The sequence below is a fragment of the Sulfitobacter sp. S223 genome, from assembly GCF_025143825.1.
Classification (GTDB): Bacteria; Pseudomonadota; Alphaproteobacteria; order Rhodobacterales; family Rhodobacteraceae; genus Sulfitobacter.
In genome coordinates, this window is the sequence record NZ_CP083560.1 from 3,190,513 (window position 1) to 3,215,474 (window position 24,962).

19 protein-coding genes are annotated in these 24,962 nt (G+C 54.5%); 9 read left to right on the forward strand and 10 right to left on the reverse strand.

Annotated elements, in window-relative coordinates; all coding sequences use genetic code 11:
- Positions 1 to 84: 84 nt before the first annotated feature.
- Positions 85 to 657 (forward strand): 3'-5' exonuclease, encoded by a 573-nt coding sequence (locus tag K3757_RS15280; protein ID WP_259996756.1) that lies wholly within the window; start codon positions 85 to 87, stop codon positions 655 to 657.
- A gap of 94 nt (positions 658 to 751) precedes the next feature.
- On the opposite strand, the gene K3757_RS15285 is transcribed toward K3757_RS15280, so the two are convergent.
- The 5 genes from K3757_RS15285 to K3757_RS15305 all read right to left on the reverse strand — a co-directional run bounded on the left by K3757_RS15285 (position 752) and on the right by K3757_RS15305 (position 6,722).
- Entirely contained in the window at positions 752 to 1,657 is a 906-nt protein-coding gene (locus K3757_RS15285) for a glycosyltransferase family 2 protein (protein ID WP_259996758.1), read from the reverse strand.
- Positions 1,654 to 2,601, reverse strand: coding sequence for a glycosyltransferase family 2 protein (locus tag K3757_RS15290; RefSeq protein ID WP_259996759.1), 948 nt, complete (start codon positions 2,599 to 2,601; stop codon positions 1,654 to 1,656). Before K3757_RS15290 ends, K3757_RS15285 begins: the two co-directional genes overlap by 4 nt.
- Before the next feature lie 2 nt (positions 2,602 to 2,603).
- Positions 2,604 to 4,244 carry a GMC family oxidoreductase gene (locus K3757_RS15295; protein ID WP_259996762.1) on the reverse strand — a complete coding sequence of 547 codons (1,641 nt, stop codon included), beginning with the start codon at positions 4,242 to 4,244 and terminating at the stop codon, positions 2,604 to 2,606.
- A gap of 38 nt (positions 4,245 to 4,282) precedes the next feature.
- Positions 4,283 to 4,978, reverse strand: a complete 696-nt coding sequence (locus tag K3757_RS15300; RefSeq protein ID WP_259996763.1) for a PEP-CTERM sorting domain-containing protein — start codon at positions 4,976 to 4,978, stop codon at positions 4,283 to 4,285.
- 406 nt (positions 4,979 to 5,384) lie between these two features.
- The gene (locus K3757_RS15305; RefSeq protein ID WP_259996764.1) at positions 5,385 to 6,722 is read right to left on the reverse strand and encodes an O-antigen ligase; all 1,338 of its coding nucleotides are present in this window, start codon (positions 6,720 to 6,722) and stop codon (positions 5,385 to 5,387) included.
- Between the two features lie 691 nt (positions 6,723 to 7,413).
- Here K3757_RS15305 and K3757_RS15310 point away from each other — a divergent pair.
- Positions 7,414 to 9,726, forward strand: coding sequence for a right-handed parallel beta-helix repeat-containing protein (locus K3757_RS15310; protein WP_259996765.1), 2,313 nt, complete (start codon positions 7,414 to 7,416; stop codon positions 9,724 to 9,726).
- 192 nt (positions 9,727 to 9,918) lie between these two features.
- Here K3757_RS15310 and K3757_RS15315 read toward each other — a convergent pair whose 3' ends face one another.
- Genes K3757_RS15315 through K3757_RS15325 form a run of 3 tightly spaced genes read right to left on the reverse strand, consistent with a single transcriptional unit; the run spans position 9,919 to position 13,171 of the window.
- The gene (locus K3757_RS15315; protein ID WP_259996767.1) at positions 9,919 to 10,761 is read right to left on the reverse strand and encodes a CpsD/CapB family tyrosine-protein kinase; all 843 of its coding nucleotides are present in this window, start codon (positions 10,759 to 10,761) and stop codon (positions 9,919 to 9,921) included.
- Positions 10,762 to 10,772: 11 nt separating this feature from the next.
- Positions 10,773 to 12,320, reverse strand: a complete 1,548-nt coding sequence (locus K3757_RS15320) for a hypothetical protein (protein WP_259996768.1) — start codon at positions 12,318 to 12,320, stop codon at positions 10,773 to 10,775.
- Positions 12,317 to 13,171, reverse strand: a complete 855-nt coding sequence (locus tag K3757_RS15325; protein ID WP_259996771.1) for an ExeA family protein — start codon at positions 13,169 to 13,171, stop codon at positions 12,317 to 12,319. The genes K3757_RS15320 and K3757_RS15325 overlap by 4 nt, the downstream gene beginning before the upstream one ends.
- Before the next feature lie 408 nt (positions 13,172 to 13,579).
- Here K3757_RS15325 and K3757_RS15330 point away from each other — a divergent pair, with 408 nt between their 5' ends.
- The 5 genes from K3757_RS15330 (at position 13,580) to xrtD (ending at position 20,450) form a co-directional block, all read left to right on the forward strand.
- A complete protein-coding gene (locus K3757_RS15330; protein ID WP_259996773.1) occupies positions 13,580 to 14,242 on the forward strand; it encodes a sugar transferase in 663 nt (220 codons plus the stop codon).
- A gap of 39 nt (positions 14,243 to 14,281) precedes the next feature.
- Positions 14,282 to 16,744 (forward strand): tetratricopeptide repeat protein, encoded by a 2,463-nt coding sequence (locus tag K3757_RS15335; protein ID WP_259996776.1) that lies wholly within the window; start codon positions 14,282 to 14,284, stop codon positions 16,742 to 16,744.
- A gap of 124 nt (positions 16,745 to 16,868) precedes the next feature.
- Entirely contained in the window at positions 16,869 to 17,495 is a 627-nt protein-coding gene (locus K3757_RS15340; RefSeq protein WP_259996779.1) for a polysaccharide biosynthesis/export family protein, read from the forward strand.
- A 4-nt stretch (positions 17,496 to 17,499) separates the two neighbouring features.
- Positions 17,500 to 18,873: a hypothetical protein gene (locus K3757_RS15345; RefSeq protein ID WP_259996781.1), complete on the forward strand. Its 1,374-nt coding sequence runs from the start codon at positions 17,500 to 17,502 to the stop codon at positions 18,871 to 18,873.
- A 47-nt stretch (positions 18,874 to 18,920) separates the two neighbouring features.
- Positions 18,921 to 20,450 carry a VPLPA-CTERM-specific exosortase XrtD gene (gene xrtD / locus K3757_RS15350; RefSeq protein ID WP_259996783.1) on the forward strand — a complete coding sequence of 510 codons (1,530 nt, stop codon included), beginning with the start codon at positions 18,921 to 18,923 and terminating at the stop codon, positions 20,448 to 20,450.
- On the opposite strand, the gene K3757_RS15355 is transcribed toward xrtD, so the two are convergent.
- Entirely contained in the window at positions 20,447 to 21,331 is an 885-nt protein-coding gene (locus tag K3757_RS15355) for a glycosyltransferase (RefSeq protein WP_259996785.1), read from the reverse strand. The two genes, xrtD and K3757_RS15355, sit on opposite strands and share 4 nt — an antisense overlap.
- Positions 21,328 to 22,809 carry a lipopolysaccharide biosynthesis protein gene (locus K3757_RS15360; RefSeq protein ID WP_259996788.1) on the reverse strand — a complete coding sequence of 494 codons (1,482 nt, stop codon included), beginning with the start codon at positions 22,807 to 22,809 and terminating at the stop codon, positions 21,328 to 21,330. The genes K3757_RS15355 and K3757_RS15360 overlap by 4 nt, the downstream gene beginning before the upstream one ends.
- Positions 22,810 to 23,020: 211 nt before the next feature.
- Here K3757_RS15360 and K3757_RS15365 point away from each other — a divergent pair, with 211 nt between their 5' ends.
- The gene (locus K3757_RS15365) at positions 23,021 to 23,938 is read left to right on the forward strand and encodes a glycosyltransferase family A protein (protein ID WP_260001294.1); all 918 of its coding nucleotides are present in this window, start codon (positions 23,021 to 23,023) and stop codon (positions 23,936 to 23,938) included.
- Positions 23,935 to 24,867, forward strand: a complete 933-nt coding sequence (locus K3757_RS15370) for a glycosyltransferase family 2 protein (RefSeq protein WP_259996790.1) — start codon at positions 23,935 to 23,937, stop codon at positions 24,865 to 24,867. Before K3757_RS15365 ends, K3757_RS15370 begins: the two co-directional genes overlap by 4 nt.
- The last annotated feature ends 95 nt before the right edge of the window (positions 24,868 to 24,962 follow it).

The window sequence follows — 24,962 nt, forward strand, 5'->3', positions numbered from 1 at the left end:
GAACCGGTATCAGCAGGTGACTACCTCGCCAGCTATTTTGCGAGCCAATGCGCGTTTAACCGGAGCAACACATTGACCAGCGACATGCCCAACGGAGATTTCCGGTTCATCGCCTTAGACGTTGAGACGGCGTGCGGTGACAGCGCAAGTATCTGTCAGATCGGGATCGCCTGCGTCGGGTTTGATGACACAATTCAAACTTGGTCGATCTACGTAGATCCGCAAATGTCGTTCGCGCCCTTCAACGTTGAACTTCATGGCATCGGCCCTGCTACCGTGCGGGATGCGCCCCCTTTTGCAAAGATATGGCCCAAAATGTTGCCCCTGCTTTCGCGGCACCCTATGGTCCAGCACAGCAGATTTGACGAACACGCGATCAATGCGGCATGTGACTTGAACAGTCTGCCGCGTCCACGCCTCAGCTGGCAAAACAGTGTGTCGATTGCAAGGGCGGCTTGGCCCGAGCTTAAAGGGAACGGGGGCCATGGCCTGGCCAATCTCAAGCAATTCCTGAACCTAGATTTCCACCACCATGATGCAGGAGAAGACGCGCGCGCCGCAGCACTTGTTGTCCTGCGCGCGCAGGCTGTCTCTACCAGCATAGTTGTCGGCGAAGCGGTAAGAATAAAACCCATGCAATTATCATGGCCGTTTTAGCCTCGCACGCTTTGCAGCTTCTCCACTCAGATATGCAGCAGTGCATGATAGTCCAAGGCGTCAAGCGGCACGATAATGCTGAAGGCCGTCCATCTTAATCGTAGAGCCGCCCCTCAGATTTACGTTTGGGCGGATACACGCTTTGCCGCAGCATCCATCCAGCACGCAGCAGACGAAGCTGTAACAGCGTGCGCGCGGCGGGCCATCGTTCATCCGGACTCAGCGCGGGATGACGGAACACCTTGGGCAGATGCACAAATGCTGATGCGGCCACCGCAAGCGCCCTTCCCGCCCAGCGCAACCTGTCTACAAAACCGTCCCCGTTGCGGAAAAAAGAGACCCGCACGTTGGCCTGCCACTTGCGCCGCAACCCTGCAAAATCATCACGGGTAGGATGCCAGACCAGAAGATCGGGGGCATAATGCACCACATAACCAAGCGCACCAGCCCGAAGACACCAATCCTTATCCTCAAAGACACCGCCCTCGAAGGGGCCGGTTGCCTCAAATACGGCACGTGTCGTGATCATGTTGCCCGTGCCGGTAAATTTCAGGCGTTTGACGTAATCCTCAAAGGGAAATGCAAACACTGTCTCGAATGCCTGCGCACCGCTGCGCGGACGCGGCGTTTCGTCAAACGTCTCTACAGGGCCGCCGGTGATTTTGTCTTCAGGACCCTGCGCAAGAGCGACGGCAACCCAATTGTCGTCCGGCACGCAGTCACTATCGGTGAAAAACAATCGGGGATGCGTGGTACTGGTCACGCCCAGATTGCGAGCGGGTCCCGGGCCCTTTTCCGCTTGGTGTAGAAAAGTGACGGATGGAAAGTCGGCTTTTACCGCCGACAGATCAACCGTAGAGGCATTGTCGACCACCACGATATCAACCCCGTTCTCCAACGCTTGCGGCAACAGCGTTTCAAGACAAAGCCGCAGGCGCGCTGGATCGTTGTAATGGGGGATTATGATGACCGCTTCTGCAACAGTCTTCTTATCGGTCATGATATATACCCCGTGAGCCAGAGCCGCCGACTTGCCCAAATACTTTGCCATTTATCGAAGTGCATTTGCCCTTTGGGCACCCCTGCTATCTGCATCAGCCGCGCACCGATCAGCCGGTTGGCCCCCCAGAGCCACATGAGCGTAACACCAATCGGAACCATCCATGCGGGCCAATGATCCCGTATCAATGTGGTGCGGGCACGGGCCACCATAATTGCCTTATCTGCGATTTGCGCACTCGACGCTCCGACAAGGTGCATGATTTGCGCGTCGGGCGTGATCATCGGACGGTACCCTGCCTCACGTGCGCGGGCACAAAGATCTGCTTCTTCTCCATACATCCAGTATTTCAGGTCGAACCCGTCCAACTTTTGCCAAAGCGCACGCGGCATCATCAGAAAGCACCCTGACACGATATCGACATGTCGCGGGCTATCACGGCGCCAGTTGCCCATGCCTTCGGGGTTAAAAAGCGTCGTTTGCCTGAATACCGCCGTAAGCCCGAATGCCATGCAAAACGCGCTCCACGGCGTTATGCGGCCCCAGCAAGACGCAATATTCAGACGCCCATCGGGAAAGACGGTACGCCCGCCGGTAATACCTGCTTCTGGATGGCTGCGCGAAAACGCCAGCAGCGCATCAATGGCCCCGGGATGGGTTTCTGTATCCGGGTTCAGCAACAGCAACCAATCTGCTTGCGCATGTTTCGCCGCAAGATTGTTACCCTTCGCAAAGCCGTGATTTTCATCTGAGGCAATCACCTGCACATCGGGAAAAGCACGGCTCACCGCCTCGGCTGATCCATCATTGGACGCGTTGTCCAACACGATGACCTGTAGTCTCGTATCATTGGTGTTGTCGAACAAGGTTTCAAGACAGCGCAGGGTGAGATCGCGGGTGTTGTAGCTCACGATAATCACACTCAGGTCCGGCGTCTTTGGCATACTCAGACCTTTCCGCTTTGAACAAGGTGATCTGTAAGCCTGAGGGTGAACTGTGCGCCCGCCAGCGTTGGCGTTGCCTGCGAAGATGTCGGGAACACCGCAGTAGAAGCCACGTGTAGGTTAGAGAAGTCAAAGGTTGTCCCCCATTGATCCACCACACCGTCTTTTGGAGTATGGCCCATGCGAATGGTGCCGATCTGATGGTTTCCATGCATCACTTCTGCATGGACTGCCGCCCGTAGATCACCGCTGCGGTAAACCAGATGACCAAGGTTCTCTGCACGCAACCATTCATCCAGCATTTGGTGCGCGTGTATCACGCCCTCGGCATCTATGTCCGAGAAGCGGAAATCAATCGCCAACCGGCGCAACCCAGCCGCATCCCGCCGATCAGATAACGTAAGCCTGCTGTCAGGGTCCGGCAGGTGTTCGGCATGGAATTCAAGCCCGTAACGTGCGCCTGGGTTTGTCAGGAAAAAGCCTGGTACACGGTATTTGGCCACATAGCGATGCCAGAGAAATTTTGGCAAAAACTGGATTAGCGAAATGGGGTCGCGCAACACGTTCATGACGTGGCGCGACCGCTGATAGGGGGGCTGACCCACATGCTTTAGGCGGATCGGCTCTGCAATGACGCGTCTACCGATGGTCTTGCTCGCCAACGCAAGAAATAGAGCGGACAAGGCCCCTGACTTATGGGCGTGTTCACGTATCGGCGGCACCACTGGCCAGAAAGCCAGATTTGGCAGATGATGGGTGCGCTGGGTCGCCTCGCTGGGCGTGAACCGATGACGTGCGTATGAATCGTTCCCGTCAAGAAAGAAATCCAATGCGCGGTGCAGATCATCGTTCTGCACAACGATATCCGCAATCTGACCGTTCACATGCCCCATATAAAACCGACCCAACGGCCCGCCCTGCCCACCGAACAGTTGAGGATCACGGTCCTGCTCATTCAGCAAAAGCGACGCTGTCGCGTTGCCGCCAGCCGCGAGGATCAATTGCCGCACCGGTATCTGCTTGTTAGGCACAGCACCGTGCAGGCCAACGGATGTAACTTTCCCCTTCGCATCCGAGAACAGACGGGTCACCGTGCATCCCAACGCAATCTTCAGATTTGGCGTTTCGTTGAGAAGAGAGGCATGCAGCAAGTCTATGCGCGGTTTGTTCGACCACCGCTCTAGCTGGTTCACCGAAAAGCTACTGTCTTTCGGCGCGCAGCCTGGAATTTCCCTTTCGAACACGGGCCGTCCGGCACCAAGCATCTCACAGGCTCGCGCCAGATAGGGCTCCAACTCATCAGGACCGATCGGCCAAGCATCCATGTTCAGCCAAGGGCGTTCGGCAAAGTCGATCGCGTCGAATGGAACGCAGCGCCCACCCCAAAGGTGGCCACCCCCGCCGAAGCGGCGTTCGGATGTAATAGAGGGAATGTAATGGGTATCCGGCGTCGACAAATCGGCATCTGCGAAATCCTGTGCAGTGGTCGATTTATCTGAGGTGCCGCTTTCGAGGATCAGGACCGACAGCCCCCGGCGCGACAAATCCATACCGGCGATCAGGCCCAGAGGGCCACTGCCGACGATGGTAACATCGGCCGCCGCGGCATGCTCGGAAAGGTCCTCAGATGGCTTGATAAGCATCAGGCGACTATTCCACGCGCACCGCGGCGGTCAATTCATTAGGCAGGTAGGCTAGTTGGCGATGATTTGCGGCGACGCCAGCCCAATCCCAACGCTCCAAGCCCCATGACAAGCAGCGCAGGCAATGCTGCGGGCAGCGGAACAGGCGAAGGTGTATTCAGGCTCGAAAGGCTAGTCGGAGTAAATGTCAGGCCAGTTCGAACAATACCGGGACCACCCCAGTTATAGGGGTCCAATGACGCATATACGCCTTCGTGCAGCGATACTTGCAATTCGCTACCATCGTTGAACGTGACCGGCGCAGCAGGATTGCTCCATTCGATATAGCCAGCCGATAGAACGCCCCAGAACGTGGCGATTGCACCAACACCATTGCTGCTGCTTGTCTGCGCATCAGGAGCAGTAAACACGAGGTCCAGCGCCATAGCGAAAACGCCCAATCCAGTGCCGTCAATTACCCATTCAATAAGATTGGGCACACTTAGGCTGTCATTGAGCGAGTCAAAGCTAAAGTCCAAGTTGGTGCCGGAGTTTGCAAGGGACGTATTGATATTCGCGCTTACGCCACAGCCGGGCCAGCAAGACGAATCGCCGATCGTGACAGACGAAGCCGCCAAATCCAGCGAAAAGTCAGTATAGGGTGCAGCAGATGCTGCGCCAAATATTGAGAAGATAAAAAGACTTGCGGCGATTCCAGTATCGCGCAATCGGCTAAAACGCAGAATATTATGCATTGCCCACTCCAGAAATGTTAAAACAAAAAACCGTATTAATATGACTACTGTTAACCAAATTTCGGTAAAAGTCTACAAATATGTCAATAATTAGCACCTTAGGTTCAAGCCAATAGCCCTGCCAGCAAACTGATACAGACGTCCGAAAAACCCCCCAATCACGACATCGAAACCAAATTTCCACCAGACAATTTGCCCGCTGACGTTAATTACAACCAACCAGTGCCTATAGATTTTTACAGACCTAGCTAGCACCGCAAGAAACTGGATCGGTTATATTCTTGGACAAAGGCCCTGACACACTGGGGGATGTCGCCGAGACACGCACGCTTTTGCCGCCTTCATTTGACTTAATGTTCCGCCCACCATCGTTAGAGGGCCGCGGGAAAACCTTAAACCAGCACTATTACCGGCGGGATCGGACGGGCGTTGTTGTGAACCTGGAGAACGGCATAGGCTCGCGTTGCTTAGTGGCGTCCTGCGCCGTAATGAGCTCTGATCCGGCTGATAGATCAGAGGTATAGAACCAGCTGCCCGCGCCGATCAAAAATACAACAAAGGCGTAGGCTGAATCCCAGACATGAACCGTCGCTAGCGTCAAAGCGAGCGCGGCAAGCGCTGTTAAGTAGGCAATGCGAAAACGGGCGGCGCGCGGGTCAGTGATGTGCGCACGGCAGATCGCCGCAAAATGCATCGCAAGCCCAAGGACAAAAAGAGCCAGTCCGACCAAGCCATAGCGCATGGCAATCACCAGCCAGAAATTATCGACCGAATTTGGTACCCAATCCGGCTTCGCCCATGGCTTTAAGCCGATACCGAAAATCGGACTGCTCATCGCTGCCTGACTGCCATAGTCAAATATTGCAATGCGAATCCAGCCGCTGTGCGGATCGAAGGTTGCATAGGAAAAAAGGATCGAAAGCGGCGACCGCGATGCCACCACATCTACAAACACGTATGCGCCCAGAACCAATGCGGCCAGCGTCCACCAAGCGCCCCGCGTCAGTTTCCACCACGCCAACAGCCCAAGCTGGGCCACAATAGCCAACAGCGGCGCAGAGCTGAGCGACATGAATGTCATGAATATTGCCAGCAAGACTGCGACCCAACGCAGTGCCTTCCCACTGTTCAAGACCAGCGCAAAGTTGGAAACCATCGTCGCACAAAAGATGCCGAATAAGATGGGATGGCCAAAAACAGTATAAACTCGGTTCAGGCCCAGCCGCCCCTTGTCAGCACTCACCCCACGCTGGATCACGTCAAAAACCGGCGCGAACATATCTGAGATGATGAGCCTACCGGTAAAAAGCTCGAATAGCGCGGGCCCCAACAACACGCACAAAACAATCGCGACGACTGAAAAGATTCGCGCATAACTTTTAGGTCCGCGAACCAGCATCCGGCCCAGCAAATAGCAGGCCGCAGTTTCTGAGGCAAAAGCGATGGCCAGCGGAAATCGTCCGGCCCCGTGATTGACCACCATCGATAAGACGATCCAGGCCGAGAAGCATAAAAAGAGCCAGTCCGCGGCCACTTTTCGCCCCGCCCTGCCCTGCACATACAATAAAAGCAATGGAACAAGAGCACACAGCACAAATAGACGTAGGGGTGAAAGGCGAATACCGGCAAGGTCAAAAGATATTGGCAGAAGCAGCGCGATAAAGAAAACAACCAGCCACAGCCCGCTTCCCACAGGGGGATCGGCAGGCACGACTGGAATAGACCGTGTATTTACGTTGCTCATTATATCGGCTTCCGGCGATCTGCCCGAGCGATGAAGGTCATCGAAAGGCTGATCTATAGCGTACATGACCCGACTTCCGATCAGGAAACTCATTTTTCATTTAACCCGACCTTGTGCGGATACGTTGGAAAATGATCACGCAAGTCAGTTTTAGACACGCTGATTCGCGGCTCAAACGGGGCGAACTGTCCCTTTTGACCTGACACATTGCCAGCGCTTTCAAGCTTGGGGCCCCCTAAATGGACAAAGCTTACCTTAGGTAACCTTTCTAAGCGGCAAAAAATTGCTGATTCTCGGCATCTCTGCCCTCAGATCGTCTGTCAAAAAAAATCTTAACATTTCAGGAACCAAGCCGACTTCTACCATAAATTGAACAGCCCTGCCCCATCATTACCTTATCCGTGCCTGCGGAATACCGCACAATCGCCCCATCTCAACTTGTAGGATACAACCGTTCTAAATACTTTCGGCTCAAGAGCAGACTAACGGCGAAACAAAGAAAATATCCGGCAGCTGTCGGAGCAACCGGCATCCGCCGGACAGAAATATTGCGCCAATTTAATAAAAAATTGAGACCTTTAGTCTCTCTGGAGCATGAAACCGCGTGACAGCATCTGGCCGATGCAAGCTGAACGCCTTGAGGATACATATGACTAATACAACAATTCAAGTCTCGAACGCAAATCAATTGATGAGTGCAATTGGATCTGCGACTGGCGGAGAAACAATAGTTCTTGCCGACGGCTATTACGGTGCCCTGACAATTACAAAGAATTTCGGGTCCAATATCACTATCGAAGCGGCGAACCAAGGTTCTGCAAGCTTTGCAATGATCGACTTGTCTAAAGCCAGCGACATTACAATATCCGGCGTCCAGATGACTTATGGCCGGGCTACTCAGGATGCGTCAAACATCGCATTTTTGGATTCAGTATCAACTGGCGGTATGTATTTCCGTGATGTGAATGGACTGACGCTGGAGCGAAATGACATCAGCGGCGGTGAGCACACCCTTATCCTGAATGATATTCAGAATTTTGAGGTTCGCAGCAATAACATTCACCATGCCGAAAGCGACCTCGTTCGCGTCACCGGGGCATCGCAATACGGTCTGTTCGAAAACAACGTGATCCACGATGTTGCCGCAACTGTGCCCCAGCACCCGGACCTCATCCAGTTGATCGGCATCAACGGGACTAACCCGACAGATATCACATTCTCCGGCAACCTGCTGTATGACAATCCGAAAACGGGCGATGTCTATGGTCAGGGTTTGTTTATCAGCGAACCTATCGGCGAAGGCTACAAGAACATCCTGATCGAAAACAATATGATCATGGTTGGCTCACCGAATTCTATCTACATCAACGGTGGCCAAGAAAATATTGTCATCGAAAATAATACATTGATCCCATGGCCCGGCGCGAATGGCGGCGTCATTCGTTTGACTGACAAAAACGGGTATGACAACAGCGGCGTGACCGTCACGGACAACGTTGCTCGCTATCTTTTGAACGAAACCAGCGGTTCCCTGATTGAAAAGAACTACTTTTACAGCTCCAGCGATCCGGCGTTCCTTGCGACTCTTTTCCAGGGTCTGGATGGTGATTGGCAGGACTTCTTGCCTGTCGAAGGATCAGCGATCGACCTTAGCAACGGCATGGGTGCCGTTGATCGGTTGACGAGTTTGCTTAACGGCGACGATAGCACCTCAGCCATCGTTCCCACCGCAGATGCAGCACCAGCTGAGCCAACTGTTTCTCCGGTGGAACCGGCCCCAGCGCCTGTTGCCCCTACCGAGCCGGACCAAATCACGACAGTCGAGGACGTCACACATAATATCGTTATTGGTGCGACTAGTTTCTCGATGGAAGGGTCTCTGGAGGTTTCCGGTAGATCGGATGTTCTTGAGCTGGATCTGAGCGGCTTAGATCCGATCAGCAGTGGCGACATTCAGTTCAGCTTTAACGCTGATACCGTTAGTGGTCAGTTTGGCTTGGTGTCGCGTGATGCATACGGAAATGGCGACCATTTCACGTCGTTTATTAAAGATGGTGTGCTGAATGTCCGCTTCCAGAACGAAACGGGTGAAGTATCGCTTACAGCCAATAACATCCAAGCGAACACAGATTACGATGCGTCCGTATCCTTTGGGGCGGATGGCATCGAGTTGAGCATTGATGGTCAGATTGCGGATACGTCTGACTTCAGCGCAACCATGGAAGGCAACAACGAACTCCTCCAAATCGGCGCTAATGGCTGGGCAAGTGCTTCGGGTCAGGCTGGCTTCACTCAGGTATTCGATGGAACGATCTGGGACGTTGGGATCAGTGAAAAGGTAGCCACAGTTGCCCCCGTCGTTGACAATAGCCTTGTCGATAATCTGGTATTTAGCTTCGACGAGCCTACAATTTTCAACTCCAAAACCAGCCCCTTCACAGTTGCTGCGTCCGAATTCCCGGGCATGGAAACGGGGACCATCGCGATGACCTTCAACCTTGACAAACTTTCGTCTCACAGTGGGTTGGTGTCGCGTGATGCGAGGGGCAACGGCGATCACTTCACCGCCTATGTCAAAGGTGACACCCTTATCGCACGCTATCAAAATGACGATGGAGAAATCTTGCTGACCCATGACGGTATCAAAGCAGGAGAGGACGTCAGCTTTGTTACACAGTTTGGTGACGGCTCGGTTAGCCTGTCGGTAAACGAGGGTCCAACCCAGACGGAAGCGTTCGACGCATCATGGATCAACAACAACGAAGTCCTGACGATTGGCTCAAACGGCTGGACCAGCGCCTCGGGCGGATCGAAAACTGTTAAGCCGATGACCGGTACGATCTATGACGTGCTGATCGCTGAAGGCAAAATAGCCAATGAAAGCATCGACGCCTATTTTGACGGACAGCAGGAAGACAGCAGTGCTTTGAGAGTTGATGTCACAGATATCTTTACGGGTATGATGGAGGCTTCCGGTATCGTCGACAGCGACTTTAGCTACTGATTGAAAGCGACGTCGTTTACGGAAATTCACGGGCAGCCCCTTACCGGGCTGCCCGTTTGCAGTTCTATTCGCACTGGAAAACACCCAACTTAACCTGCCGTGAAACACAGTTGCCATCGCGGATGATGTTCCCCACATTTTAGGTCTACGCGCCAAATCGGGAACTTCAGTGGTTCATCCGCGGCGCGCCTCTCAATAGTATTCAGCGCTTTCAGCAGACTCTTCAAAACGTAACTTGTTAGCTACCACGCCGGCAACTTCAGTATATTGCGCGATCTCGCGCTCGGCCCTGTCGATCTGATCGATAGAAGTTTGCCCCGCTGCCACGACCAGCACGCCACAATCAACCATCTGGGCCACGGAAATAGTATCATCGTTTGCAAAGATCGGCGGTACATCAATCAGGATCATATCGATACCGTAGTCGTGCTGGATACGGTCAATCACCTCACGGGCATTCCTGGACTTAAGAAGCTCTGGCATGCTTTCGGGGCCAGATCTAGCTGCGCAAACAGCAACCTGTCCGCCTAGCCGCACAGCTGAGTCTGCAAAGGACACCTCACCGGAGAGCACTGCCCCAATGCCGGGGCGCGTGTCATTCGGCAGGCCCAGAATCTTGCCAATGCCCGGACGGCGCAAATCAAGATCCAGAACAAGCACGCGCTTATCACGTTGCCGCAAGAGACTGAAAGCTAAGTTGCAGATAAGCGTGGATTTACCGCAGCTCGCAGTGGGAGATGTTACCATAACCCGCGACCAGTCATTGCTGCGCATCTGCTGAAGAAGCCTTGTGCGCAAAATATCAACCCGAACAGAGATAGCATCGGATCGCGCACCGATCAAACGGTTACGTTTTAACTGCTTTGCCTTGACCACATGGAGCGGCAGAGCATCCCAATCTGCTGTGGTTCCGGTCTTTTCTCTGGGCGTTCGCGTCTCCTTGAGAACCGGCTCAGCTTTCGTCCTTTCAGGAGAAGACGCTTCGCGGTTCCGGTCGCTGCGGGCTTTTTCGATCGCTTGTTGCAGACGTTCCATCGCGTTTCCTCCTACAGGTCGAGACGATCGAACACTTGTTCGATCATGCGTTCGATAACACCGAACCGATCATCAATGACCCATACCGCGACAGGCACACCAACAAGGATTACGATCAGCCAGAACAAGCGCAAGCCGCGTCGCCGCATAAGTTCGCCCGGCGTGGAGATATACGGCAGCGTGGCCAGTGGCCTTATGCCAAGCGCCTTTGTGATTTCCGAAGACCGTCTGAAATTGCTCCGCAGCATTTCCGCCAACACCACAGAAGCAAGACCGGCGATAAGCGCCACAATCACGCCTGCACCGACAATCAGCGGACGGTTCGGGCTGGCGGGGCTAGTCGGGATGTCGGCCTGCTCTATCAAGACAAGCCTCTGACCCTTTGACATGACCTCAATACGTTCTCCGGTGGCGGCAGTGGACAATCGATCAACAGCACGCTCGTATTGAGAGCGGGTGTTGGCCAAATCCCGCTCCAAGGCGGCGAGTGCAATTGCGTTTGCCGGGGTACGCTCGATAGAGGCCTGAAGCTTTCCTATCTCGGCCTCAAGGGCGGCAGCGCGTGCTTCGGAGCTTTCGATATTCGCCTCGATGTCCTGCATTTGCACATCGAGGATGCCCACGGGCTCATCCGGGATGCCAGAAGTGGTTGGCGCATCCATTCTGCGGCTGGCCTGCTCGGCGATCCGCTTTTCCAGCTGTTCGATACGCGACACCAGCAGCCGGACCTGCGGATTGAGGTCTGATAATATCGCGCGCTTGCGGTCCAATTCGGCACGCAGTTCACGAAGTTCCAGTTGTTCAGGTGTCTGCACAATGCCGGGCAAGTCGGTGGCGCTGCTGTCGGATCGCGCCTCCAATGCTTCTAGCCGTCTTTTCTGTTCGCGTAGCCGCTGCAAATCCCGCTGGATACCTGCAAGGCGTTCTTGCAGGATGCTTTGGCGGCCCAACCGATAGTCCAGTGAATCCGGCAAAGCGTCACTATTCTTGTTTTGGTAATCCAGAATACGCTGGCTTAGAATGTCGAGATCCGCGCTCAATCTCGTGCGCTCTGCCTCGAAAAAATCAAGTGTTTCTTGTGCGACATTACTCCGGAAGAATGACTCGGCCGTCATGAACTGCGTCACGACATCATTGGCAATGGCTGCCGCTGCCTGACCGCTTTGCGCCTCAGCGCTGACGCTGAGGATTGTGGCCTGCCCTCTGCCCCCGGTTAGCCGCACATCAATCCGCCGACGTAGATCCTGAACGATCTGCTCGGGAGGCGTACCCGCCGGAAACAGTTCTAGCCGATCAGCCACATCCAACAAATTCTGACGGGTCTGCAATTGCTGTTGAATGATCTGCAACTGCTCACCGACATCGGTCCGTACAGTTGACGCGGCCAGATCGTTGGGGATCTGCGGATTTTCGACCAACAGCTGCGCCGAACTGCGGTAGGTGGTCGGCAGTTCCATCGCCAGAAAGATCGCAAAAACGACAACCGGCACCGCCACAAAGGTAAAGAGCACACCCCTGAGACGAAGTATGGTCAGCCAATAGCGTAGTTCCAGCTTCATTCGTCACCTCTGGCATGCGTTTCGTCCAGTATCAGCAACACTTCATCATCCAACACCTTCTGGACCAAATCTGCTGTGATCCGCGTTTCTGTACCGGCAAACGCATATGTCATCGCCATTTCTGCAATCTGGTTCACCAACCTTGGCACACCTTTCGAGATGCGGAAAATCAGATCAAGCGCATCTTTGGTGATCTCTTCTCCGTCCCCGCCTGCGACCTGCAAGCGATGCGTCACGTAGTCGCCCAGCATCTCTCGGTCCATCTGCTCCAAATGCGCCCTAACGGAGATTCGCTGCGCAAATTGCACCAAACCTGGCGCCAGAATTGTCTCGCGTAGTTCGGGCTGACCTACCAGAACAAGCTGCAACAGTTCGTCCGAGCCGGAATTGATATTTGTCAACATACGCAGCTCTTCCAGGCCGCTAGGACTGAGGTTCTGTGCTTCGTCGAATATCACAACAACCCGCCTGCCGGCAGCGTACTCTGCGATAAGAAAATCCTGCAACAGCTGAAAATGGGTAACATAGGAATCCTGCCTGTCCACTTGCAGACCTAAGGCGTTGAGAATCCACAACACAATCTCGCGCTGTTCAATCACGGTATTCGACACAAGTGCAAAGGTTGTGGTGTCACTCATCTGGTCGATCAGACGCCGGATCAAGGTTGTCTTGCCCGCGCCTATATCGCCTGTCAGCAAAGTGATCGGCGCTCGCATCATCAAACCGTATTCCAGCACAGAATAGGCTTTCCTATGCGGCTCTGACCAGAAAAGAAAATCCGGATCCGGCTGCAGCGCGAAAGGCCGTCGGCGCAACCCGAACGGGAGCGTAACTGGGGCAGTTTTTGCCATCTACAAACGTATTTCCAACAAAAAATAGAATCAATATCCCAGCAGTCTAGCAAGGGATTGCCAAAAAAGCCTGAGAAAACAGTATTATTTCGGATTCTTCAGAGATTTTAGCGCTCACAGAGTGCGCGTTAACAAATTTTTAGGACTTATCTGCCTCAACCTAGAAATCAAATTGTTGACAAACTCGCCGATTCCTCTGAGTATTCCTACATAGGCGGAACAATTTCTGTAACCGCATCGACTTTTATTGCCATCAAGTTTTTTCGAATACCTATTTTTTAATAAATCAGAGCAGCATTAGACTGCCATCCGAGGTCCCAGCAGTGAATTTTTGATCGCCCCATTTTTTTTGATGGGTTGCATTCATTTTTAAGGGGCACGGCATATTTTGTCGTGAAGTAATATAACGTGATAAATACTTTTTTATATGAGAATGCTGCCGGACATCGCAGCAACAACTACAAATCGCTATACCGTCTAGGAGGAAAGCGCGTTCTTGACGTTATGATTGTTTTGCTCAGCCTGCCGTTTTGGGCGCCGGTGCTTTTAGTTCTGATCACAATTTCGGCTATACTGACGCGCTCACCTATATACATTCAGAAGCGCGTAGGTCGGAATGGAAATGAATTTCAGATGTTCAAACTGCGCACAATGGTACGAGATGCCGATGCGAAGCTGGATGAATATTTGCAAAGCAACCCAGAAGCACGGGCCGAATGGAATTTACACCAGAAGCTTGTGCACGATCCCCGTGTGACGGCCTTTGGACGGTTCCTGCGCAAAAGCTCGATGGATGAATTGCCACAGATTCTCAACGTCTTGCTGGGTCAAATGTCGATCGTGGGGCCGCGGCCAATGCTGCCCGAGCAAAAGAGCATGTACCCCGGCAACAGCTATTATCGGATGCGGCCCGGCATTACATGTCTCTGGCAGGTCTCCGAACGCAACAAAAGCGCGTTTGCCGCACGCGAAGCGTATGACAGCAGATACTACCGCGTGATGTCCTTGCGCACCGACATTTGGATTCTTTTTAAAACAGTAGGCGTCGTTTTTAGCTGCAATGGCCACTAATTTTCCTCTGTTTTTATTCGCGAAGGATGGCACCTGAATATGCCTGTTGGTTTACCTAAGTTTGCTGTTGCCGTCCTCTTCCTGATCTGTCCGCTATTGGCTGGATGCAAATCGCCCGAAGAACGTGCAGCAGCAGCGTTTGAACAGGCGATCCAATTAGTAGAAGAAGGCGATGTGGCCCGTGCCGGCGTCGCCTTCAACAACGTGTTCAAATACGCGCCTGACAACACTGAAGCACGGGAAATATACGCAAATTTCTTGCGTTCTTCGGGCGAGTCGCAGCATGCCTCACGGCAATATCTAAGATTGCTGGAACAAGATCCCGATCATTTGTCCGCTCTGATAGCAATGACCGAGCTGGCAATGGAAAGTTACGGCTGGGAGGTTGCGCAGATGCATCTGGCGCGGGCGAAGAAGATCGCCCCTGCAAAAAAGGAAATCTTGGCACTTGATCAAGTCATGGATTATGCTCAGGCCGTCGGCGCTGCTGACAAACAGGCCCAGATCAAGTCCATCGAAGGAATGGCTAACGCGGCCTCTGAAACGCCCCTTTTGCCGTTGTCGCGCGCCCTTTCTGATGGGTGGCTCCGCCTAAACGATCCCGATGCGGCACTGAGCGTTATCGACACTGGTTTGTTGCGCTGGCCGAACGATCGTTCCCTTCACGACCAGCGGCTGCTTGCGCTACAGGCGTTGGAAAAGCCTGATAAAGTCGCAGCGCAGTTCCGGGCAATGATTGAGCTGTTTCCGGAAAACCGCAACATTGCCACGCGCTATGTCGATTGGCTGGCACGGGATGACCAACTCGCTGTTGCCGAGAGTTTTTTGCGCCAAAGGGCAACCGACACAAAGGACGAGGTTGCACGCACCCTTGATCTGATCGAATTTCTGGCAACCTGGAAAGGCCCCGATGCGGTACTGGCCGATCTCGACGTTCTTGTCGACAGCGATGCGGACCCTTTGTTGTTTCGCGCGATGCGGGCCAGTGTGGTTTTTCAAACCGGCGCTCGCGAGGATGCGATCGCCGAGTTGAAAGCTATCGTTGCTGAGGCCGAGGTATCGCCTGTCGATTCAGTTCGCTCTGACACTGCGCGGTACCGTATTGTTTTGGCCCAGATGCTGGACGATATCGGGGACCGCGCAGGCGCGGAAGCAGCCGTTGCGCTGGTCATATCACAGCATCCGAACATGACCGAAGCCGCGCAATTGCAGGCGAAGTTCCTCTTGGACAAAGGTCAGAACACCGATGCCATCTCAACCTTGCGCGCGGCCTTGGGTTCCGTTGACAGCGATCCGCAGCTTTTGCTTTTACTTGCGCGCGCCCATTCCGCTCAGGGTGCCGATGCGCTTGCTACACGGACACTTTCCCTAGCTTTCGCAGCGTCAGGTCAATCCCCCGACATCGCCCTCATCTTCGCAAGCCACCTCGCCCAAGACGCGCGCACCGGATCGGCCATCGATGTGCTGACACGCGCATTGTCAACTCAACCGCGCCATCCCGGCCTGCTTGCTGCCTTGGCAAACTTATATATCGAGCAGGGTGACTGGAACCGTGCAGCGTCGATCGCGACAACCTTAAGGCGTCTCGACGCAGGCCCCGCCCCCGCTCGCGCAGCTGATCAACTTGATCTGGCGCTTCTGGCAGCAAGAGCGCCGCTGAGTGAGGCGCTCAAAACACTAGAGGCTTTGGACGCGACAGATCAGGGCGGCTCGATGGCCTATCTATCGCTTATTCAGGCCTACATAGCGGCGGGCCGTGCGGATGATGCACGGCGCGTACTGGATCAAGGTCTGGCAGCAGCGCCTGAAAATACGCTGCTGCTGGCGATTTCGGCACGGCTTGCCGTCGCCCAAGGGCAGAGCGCGCGCGCGATCGAAACCTACCGTTCTCTGATCGCGGGAGAACCTGACAGCGAATATTTGTGGATTTCGCTGGCTCAAGCTGTGGCGACCGAATCTGATGCTGAAGCCGTTCTGGCGATCCTTGACGAGGGCCTGACTGCTCGGCCAAACTCGCCTCGACTCGAGTGGGAGCGCGCGTTGGTCCTGCATCAGGCAGACCGCCCCGAAGAAGCAATTGAGGCCTATGAGCGGGTATTGGAACATGCACCGTCAAATCTGCCTGCTGTGAACAACTTGGCAAATCTACTATCTACAACGCGGCAGGATGAGGAAAGCCTGACCCGCGCGGCAGATCTGTCAAAGGCGTTGGAGCGCAGTGACATCCCGCAATTCCGCAACACTCTGGGATGGATACGGTTTCGTCAGGGTGATGTATCAGCTGCAGTGGTTCTTTTGGTGCCCGCAGCAGAGACACTTTCGACCGATCCCCTTGTCCAGATCCAAGCCGCTGAAGCACTGATTGCCGCGTCGCAAGGCCAACGTGCGCAGGCGTTTCTGACGCGCGCAATGGACCTGGTCGTTCCGGACAGCGTATTGGCTGACAGGGCGCGGGAAGGCATGGATGCTATCGCCGCCCTTGGTACGGCGAAAGAGGGTTAAAAGCACAGAAAAAGATGCAAAAAAGCGACGTTCTCGTACAATGCGATGCCTTCGGGATGTTTTGTTGTCGCAACGTCAGCCGCACACATTACCCTGCGCAAGAGAGAGCAAAATGAGAGTAAGCATGAAACGTTATCTTTTTGTCGGGCTGCTGGCGCTGCTGGCTGGTTTTTTCGGTGTTGAGCGGGTCGAGGCACAGGGCACCTACCGGTTGAGTACGGGCGACACCCTGACTTTTCAGGTGCTGGAAGATCCATCACTCAACCGAAACCTTCTGGTACTGCCTGACGGTACAGTTTCGCTCCCCAACGTCGGAGTAATTAAAGTGTCCGGACAGACACTGACAACGCTCAAGAACAGGGTCACGGATCGCCTCACGCCGTTCTTTGCGCAGCCTCCGACAGTCTTTTTGTCTGTTGCGGCTCTCGCCCCGCCAAAGGTTCCTGCTGCGCCGCGTCAACCAGCACCACCGCCCGTGATCTCTATCTACGCGTTGGGTGAGTTCGCAAAACCCGGCAAATTTGACGTAAAGCCGAACACAACACTGCTGCAGTTTCTGGCCGCAAGCGGCGGGCTGACGCGCTTTGCGGCAACCAAACGCCTGCAACTACGTCGCACCGCCCCCGGAATGACCGAGAGCATTTATACCATCAATTATCGCCAGCTTGCCGCCGGTGCAGCCCGTGGCAAACCCATCGTTCTGATCGAAGGCGACGTGATCATCGCCCCTGAACGGCGTCTGTTCGAGTAACGCCATGCGCCACTTCATCGCCCTCGGTGCTTTCTCAGCTGCTTTAGCGGGCCCCCTGTCCGCGCAGGATCAGGGCGAGGGCGGCATGCAGGTTATCTTTGAAACCTCTACGCGGGTTGAAGCAAACGACAACTTTGCGCTTTCAACAGACAATCCCGAAGGCGGCACAATCGCCACGCAGTCTCTGGGGTTTTCACTGTTTTCTGAAACGCGCACCGAAACCTTCGCTTTTGGGCTTGGCACGGTCTACCAACTGGGCACAGTACCCGGCACCCGCATCGGCTCCGGCTTCCGCGACCCAAGCGCATCGTTGGCCTATAGCCGCGAGAGCATTGGCGCGTCTCTGGACGTGTCTGCGCAATTTCAACGCCAAGAACTGGGGCTGGGTCGCGTACTGACCGAGTTGGAGGAACTCGAAGACGAGATCATCCTGCCATCAGACTTGATAGAAGACCTTGGCCAGTTGGACCGCGTCAGATCGGATACGCAGTTGGAATTCGGTCGCGAAGGCCCACTTGGCCTAACCCTCGGCGCAGCCTATGATTTGCGCGACTACAGCAGCACAACTAATGCAGATCTTTACGACCGCGAAACTATCAGGCTGACCTCTGACTTTCGGCTTGATCTGTCACCTTCGTTGCAAATGCATCTTCAGGCTAATCACATCCGTTACGACGCAGAAGATCTGGAAAACACCAGCCGCGACACTTCGCAACTGGGCGTTCAATTCGACGCCCGACTGGATGCCAGTCAACGTCTGACCGCGCGCCTTTCACATGACAGCGTCAAGACACGTGAAACCATCGGAGGCCTGCGGCAAGAGACGACCGATAGCGGCATTAGCAGCGCTCTTGGTTACGCGCGCGATCTTCCTGCTGGCGAAATCCGCGTCAATGTAGCGACAGATTTCTCAACAACGGGCCGTCGCAACTCGCTCACCTTCGGGCGCGCGCTGGACTTGCCTCTGGCGCGGCTGGATATGACCGTCGGCGCAACCAGTACCTCCGAAGGTGTGCGTGCTATTGGTCGCCTGAACTACGCACTCGACCTACCGCGAGGCAGCCTGACGGCCAAGCTTGAGCGGAGCGCACGCACCACTGGAGAGGATCAGGCGATCCTGCAAACCGTGGCAAGTGTGGCCCACAGCACCCAGATCAACAATGTTTCCGCTGTGAACGTCGGCATAAACTATGCCCGCGTGACGGGGCTGTCGAATACCGCTGACGACGTTTGGCGCGGATCGGTCACTGCATCTTACAACCACGCACTGACGAGAGATTGGGCGCTGAATGTCGGGGTGACGCACACCCGTGAGGATAATGCGGCCTCGAACGCCTTATTCGTGTCACTGGGGCGTCAGATAACGCTGCAATGGTAGATGCTGCTGCCCCCGCTGGTCCTTCTAAAAGGTATTGGGGTGGTCCCATGCTTTTGGTGGCGATCATCGCTGCCCTGCCAGCCTTTGCATTTGGTACGGCCGCATTAACGCGCGAATGGATGACCCCGACCTATTCGCACGGCCCCCTGATCCCGATATTCGCCGCATTCCTGCTGTTGCGCGGATTGCGCGATACACCGCCCGCCGCATCCGAGCGCGGCACGTTGCGTTGGCCAGGCATCATATTGGTATTGTTTGGTCTGGCTCTCGCTTTTGTGGGGAGCCACGCCCGGGTCGCTGATCTGACCGCCTATGGGCTTGTGCCCTTTGTAGGTGGGCTAATCCTATTATGTCTCGGCTGGCCGCGTGCGCGGCAGGGCGTCCTGCCAACGCTGATGCTGATCTTCATGCTGCCACTGCCACAACTCCTGTACTGGAAAGTAACGCTCGCGTTGCAGGCCGTTTCCTCGCGGATTGGTGTTGCGGTGATCGAGGCTGCCGGCATACCGGTATTTCTAGATGGTAACGTCATTGATCTCGGCGTCTACAAATTGCAGGTGGCCGAAGCTTGCTCTGGCCTGCAATATGTCATTCCGGTTCTGTCTCTAGCACTGATGTTAGCGGCTCTTTACCGGGGACCGACTTGGCACAAGGCTGTGCTGCTGGTTGCTGCGATACCTGTTACTGTCGGGCTGAATGCGCTTCGTATCGGCATGGTGGGGATTTCGGTCAATAGCTATGGCATCGAGGCAGCCGAAAGCCTGCTTCACGCTTTCGAGGGATGGGCAATCCTGCTAGCCTGCGTGCTGGCGTTGGTCCTAATTCTCTGGCTGCTACGCCAGACAATGGCAAAAGAAACCCGTCCACATCAGTTGTTAGATCTAGACCCAAGCGGCTTTGGCGCAGTGATAGGGCGGCTGCGCTCGCTTAACGGGTCGCGGTCATTGGCTCTCGCTATAATTATAACAGGACTAACATCATTGGCGTTGCTCACACTGCCAAAGCCGGGAACGATCACACTGCCTCGTGCCAACTTTGCCCTGTTCCCGAATATTCTGGATGACCGCACAGCACTGCGCCAGACACTCCCCGCCGATATCGTGCAAGTATTGGGCGCTGACGACTACCTCGACGCCACCTTTGTCGCACGCGATGGCCGAGAGCCGATCAATATCTTTGCCAGTTACTATGCCGACCAGTCGCGTGGCGCAGGCCTTCACTCCCCCGAGATATGCCTGCCTGCCAACGGTTGGGAAATCGCCAGCTTTGGACGCCATACGCTTTCCCTGACCGACACCGCCTATGGTACGTTCGACGTGAACCGCGCGACGATCCGCAAAGGGTTAGAACAGCAACTGGTCTACTACTGGTTCGAAGGGCGCAACAAACGCGAGACCAACGATATCTTGGCAAAGTTTACCGTGCTTATCGACGCCTTGCGCACAGGCAGAACGGATGGCGCACTGGTGCGCTTTATTACGCCAATCGAGAACGGTGATCTGGAAGCGGCCGATGCCCGCCTTACTGATTTCATCAGTACCGCGCTGCCGCACCTTCCAGACTTCGTACCTCTCTAGCGCCTGCGGAAATCGGACAGCAATCGCCGTTTCCACCTCCATGCCCAACGCGCTATTCGGCCTAGTCCTGCGATCTTTTGCAGCAAGGGCAATGGGGATTGAACCAAGACACGCAGATGATGATACAGCATCCGCCAGTTGTGCCAGTCACTACGCACCTTACTGCTGGCGTCAAACCATGCACCGCGCTCGTCAATATCCAATGCGCGCACCGATCGATCCGTGTGATCCCGCGACAGGAACAGAGGCTCAAGCACATGGCAGATACGACCGCGCAGTGAAATTTCTGCAATCAGACTGCGATCCGAGCCTACGAAACTGGCAATGAGGCTCGTCTGCGCCAAAATCTCTCTACGCACGACGCCAAAAACCGTAACACAGTAGTGCCCCTCGTCGATAGCGGCCGAAAATCGATCAAGCGGGTCGACACTGTCAAATGCCCCTGTTTCGCGATCGTACTCGTGGATTACCGTTCCAGTCTCATCAATGAAACGAGTGCCGGTATGAGCCATCACTATGCGTGAATCAGAATCCAGCAAATCTATGCACGCTTTCAGATATCCGGACTCTAAGATGTCATCATGGGCAGCCCATTTGAAATAGCGTCCCTTTGCGAGGCGGAAACCCGAATTGAAGTTCGGCGCAGCACCGAGATTCGAGGGGTGGCGACAATAAACAATGCGAGGATCGCGTTCGATCCAGGAGCGACAAATTGCTTCGGTATTGTCGGTCGAAGCGTTATCGCAAATTATCAACTCAAAATCCCGGATGGTTTGCCCAAGGATAGAGCGGATTGCATCATCCAGATAGTTCTCGCCATTATAGACTGGCAGCGCGATGCTTAATACTATGCTGCCATCTACAGCACTGTTCTTATTCATTTTTCCGGTCCTCTTTTTACACGGGAGGTTCGCCGGACGATCACAGCCTTCAGCCGCATCCATTCGGACGTTTCAAGACCAACAGTCAGCACAACAGCAACATAAACCACACCGCCCAACACACCGTAGCCGAAAAGCTGAAGCCAGCTTGAAACGGGCTCAATCGTTGCCAGTCCTACCCAAACCAAGGCGGCAACGGCCCCCGGCAACCAGCCCGGCCAAAGCACAGTCCCCGCAAATTCTCGAAGATTGGACTGCGTAATTTTTAGGTTAAGATTCCAATAATAGGTGAGCTGTGATCCAATGGTAATTGCAGCCAAAGCGAGCGTGACCCCGATTGCCCCCAGCTTCAATGGCCCTGCCAGAACGACCATGAGGACGAGACCTAGAAGCTGATACAAAAACGCGGGCAAGAAGAACTCTCTTACCTTTGCCATTGCAATACACGTCATTGGCAGCAGGGTCGTTGCCCTGTCGAAAGGTAAAATTGCCATGAACAGCATCAGCACCACAGCAGCCTGTGCGTAATCAGTGCCAACGTACAGCACAATGAAGTCTTTGGCATATACGGTCAACGCGACCCCCGGCAACAATGCCACCCAAAGGCCATAACGCGCCCCCCGATTCATAGTCCGCGAAAGCCTCTTGCGCTCATCAAGGGCCTGCATCGCTGTAATCGCTGGCAAAAGCGGCTGCGTCGCAACCTGAATCAAAGCCTGCAATTGCCGGAAAATTGTTGCCCCAATGAAGTAGACGGTTACATCCTGCGGCGTGCCGTAAAGGTTCAGCACGATTGTAGCCGCATGGGTGTACATAACATTGCCGAGCTGCCCGAGCGATGTCCAAAGCCCGAATGAAACCAGCCCCCGCGCCTCAACTCGGTCTACCAATTCGCGGCGGAACCGCAGTTCGGGAACCAGTGCGCGGGACCGCAGCGCCAACGCGACGGCACAAACCGTATCGGCAAGAAACGAAGCCACCACTACCCATATGACCTGCGCCCCGAACCCGAACATCAAGCCCAGCAATAACAGTAATCTAAGGACCTCGCGGCCCAACATGATCAGATTCATCTCCACAAATCTCTGGTGAATATGAAAGCCGATCTGAAAGGGGACCAGCACCATCTGTACTGCGAAGGCCAACACCAGCAGCGCCATCATCAGGCCCGCCTGCCAAACCATGTCATCGGGTATGTTCAGGACATGATCAATGTTGAACGCAAGCAAAGCCCCCAAAGGCAGAAAGATTCCCGTCATCAGCCATATCAACGGCAGAATTGACGAAACGATCCGCGTAACGGCTAATCCATCGCCCTTGGCATAGGCATCTAGCGCATTTCGGGTAATGCCACCTGTGAACGAAGTGAAGAAAAGCGGGGCCATCACCATGATTGCAGCCACCACCGGATAGACCGCAAATTCATCAGCTGGAATCCTTGCCAGTAAAAACTGATAAACCCATACAATTACAGACAAATTTATAATCCGGGTCAAAACAGAACTGGCTGAATTAACAAAAACGAGCCGTTCCGAAATAGAAATCCCCTGAGGCGTCGCCATGCAGCAATATTCCTTGGATAAAAAAAACTTGTCGGAAGGCGGGTGCAGCCGCTAATGTCTTAATAATTATTTAAGTTTCTACATTTATTCTTTTTTTTTCAAGAGGAAGCTCTCGTTGAGCAGTTCTGTGCAAATTTCTATCATAATACCGGTCTATAATCGTGCGGATAGAATAGCAGCGACGATCAGGAGCATTGGGCTGGCCAGCCATCCCCAATGTGAATTGATCGTTGTGGATGATGGGTCATCCGACGAGAGCGCCAGTGTGGCATGCGCGACGCTAGATCAAGACGGGCTCGGGTCAAGATCACAAGTGCTGAGGCAGCTCAATGGTGGCCCGGGAAGCGCTCGCAATGCCGCGGCTGCGAAGGCGACCGGGCAGTTTTTAGCATTCCTTGACAGTGACGATCGCTGGCTTCCCTGGACAGTTCCAGCGATTTCCGATGCTATTAACCAACACCCGCTTGTGCCCATCCTGTTTCTTCAGACCGTCGATGTCGCGCCCGATGAGGATATTGCCGACCTATCAAACAGCGAGCCCGTAAAGGCCTTGGAGTTTGCCGATTATACGGCTGCGGCGACAGCGCAATGGGGATTGAGATATGGCGCGTGCAATCTGGTGATGCGCCGAGATGTCTTCCTTTCCATCGGTGGCTTCTCCTCGACGGAACGTAATGCCGAGGACAGCGATTTGATCCTGCGTTCTGCGGGCTTCGGTCCCTGTGTCGTTCTAACAAGGTGCCCGCTGGTCGTTCATGCAAAAGGAAGCGAAGATGCGCTTACAGCCGATTTGGACGGTGGGATACGAGGGCTGGAATTCTGCCTGTCGCAATATCGCTCAGGCGAGTACCCGGATACAGTTGTAAGCCCGCTGCGCATCTTCGCCTGGAGCGCAATCACCCTCATTCGCAAAGCCTTCAAAGCCGGAGAGGTGCGCCGCGCCTACAGCCTTCTGGCGCGATATTCTTGGATCATATGCCGGGGAGGTGCGGCGCGGAAACTGGTGCGGCTTGTCCTTACGCCAGCGTTGGTGCGTGCCCCATGACCCCCCTTCTTTCCGTTATTATTCCAGTCTGGTGCCGACCTGAAAAGATCCGCCGTGCGATCGCTTCGGTCGCCAGTAGCCCGCAAATCGAAGTCATTGTAGTTGATGACGGATCGCCGGATAATACGGCGCAAGCTGCGCGTGAAGCGATGTCACATGCAGGACACGGCGGGCAGGTGCTGGTTCAACAGAATTCAGGACCGGGAGCAGCTCGAAACACAGGAGCAGACATCGCAATCGGTCGCTATATCGCATTTTTGGATAGCGATGATGTCTGGTTTCCGCACACGCTGCCGAACCTTCTCGACACGCTGGCCCACCCCGAAGCCAAAGCTCTGAACTTTTTGCAAAATACGACATTTGAAGCAGATGAAATGCCACCTCACCCGATTGGAGGGAATTCCACATTGTCCCACTACGTCGGCTTTCGAGACGCTGCGCTACATGCCCGTGATATTAGGCTGGGATCAGGTTGCTGCGTGATACTGAGAGAGCTTTTTCATGCGCATGGCGGCTTTGATCCGGACCTTCGCGCAAGCGAAGACACCGACCTATTTCTCAGGCTGCCGGCGGATTGCGGATGCGATCTTTTGCGTGATGCTCCTTTGGTTGGCATTGAGGCTGGAGCAGACGATAGGCTGAGCACCGACTTGGAGCAGATGAGGATCGGTCTGGCTCATCTCCTCGCTCAGGCTCGGAAAGGTGCCTACCCGAATTCGGCAGATCCTCACCTTGCGCGTATTCTGGCGCAATCGATTAGCTATACGACCCGAAAAGCGTTTGGTGCGGGCCGTCCCGGAATGGCTTACGCTCTCTATTTTAGACATTTGCCAAAGCTTTTGCGCGCGCATGCTTGGCATTGGACAATCAGGCTACCTTTGCTGCCACTACTGTCTGTCTTGCGGCCCGGCCGCTACGCTCTGAAGTAACTAACTCCCACGACCACCATTAACGAACACAACAACCATTTTTAAATCTATCGACACCGCACATCGACACTAAAAGACCTTTTATAGACGGAAAC

Excerpts from the sequence above, each read along its gene's own strand:
- K3757_RS15280 (WP_259996756.1), top strand. The coding sequence starts at position 85 with ATGCCCAACGGAGATTTCCGGTTCATCGCCTTAGACGTTGAGACGGCG.
- K3757_RS15285 (WP_259996758.1), bottom strand. The coding sequence starts at position 1,657 with ATGACCGATAAGAAGACTGTTGCAGAAGCGGTCATCATAATCCCCCAT.
- K3757_RS15290 (WP_259996759.1), bottom strand. The coding sequence starts at position 2,601 with ATGCCAAAGACGCCGGACCTGAGTGTGATTATCGTGAGCTACAACACC.
- K3757_RS15295 (WP_259996762.1), bottom strand. The coding sequence starts at position 4,244 with ATGCTTATCAAGCCATCTGAGGACCTTTCCGAGCATGCCGCGGCGGCC.
- K3757_RS15300 (WP_259996763.1), bottom strand. The coding sequence starts at position 4,978 with ATGCATAATATTCTGCGTTTTAGCCGATTGCGCGATACTGGAATCGCC.
- K3757_RS15305 (WP_259996764.1), bottom strand. The coding sequence starts at position 6,722 with ATGAGCAACGTAAATACACGGTCTATTCCAGTCGTGCCTGCCGATCCC.
- K3757_RS15310 (WP_259996765.1), top strand. The coding sequence starts at position 7,414 with ATGAGTGCAATTGGATCTGCGACTGGCGGAGAAACAATAGTTCTTGCC.
- K3757_RS15315 (WP_259996767.1), bottom strand. The coding sequence starts at position 10,761 with ATGGAACGTCTGCAACAAGCGATCGAAAAAGCCCGCAGCGACCGGAAC.
- K3757_RS15320 (WP_259996768.1), bottom strand. The coding sequence starts at position 12,320 with ATGAAGCTGGAACTACGCTATTGGCTGACCATACTTCGTCTCAGGGGT.
- K3757_RS15325 (WP_259996771.1), bottom strand. The coding sequence starts at position 13,171 with ATGGCAAAAACTGCCCCAGTTACGCTCCCGTTCGGGTTGCGCCGACGG.
- K3757_RS15335 (WP_259996776.1), top strand. The coding sequence starts at position 14,282 with ATGCCTGTTGGTTTACCTAAGTTTGCTGTTGCCGTCCTCTTCCTGATC.
- K3757_RS15340 (WP_259996779.1), top strand. The coding sequence starts at position 16,869 with ATGAAACGTTATCTTTTTGTCGGGCTGCTGGCGCTGCTGGCTGGTTTT.
- K3757_RS15345 (WP_259996781.1), top strand. The coding sequence starts at position 17,500 with ATGCGCCACTTCATCGCCCTCGGTGCTTTCTCAGCTGCTTTAGCGGGC.
- xrtD (WP_259996783.1), top strand. The coding sequence starts at position 18,921 with ATGCTTTTGGTGGCGATCATCGCTGCCCTGCCAGCCTTTGCATTTGGT.
- K3757_RS15355 (WP_259996785.1), bottom strand. The coding sequence starts at position 21,331 with ATGAATAAGAACAGTGCTGTAGATGGCAGCATAGTATTAAGCATCGCG.
- K3757_RS15370 (WP_259996790.1), top strand. The coding sequence starts at position 23,935 with ATGACCCCCCTTCTTTCCGTTATTATTCCAGTCTGGTGCCGACCTGAA.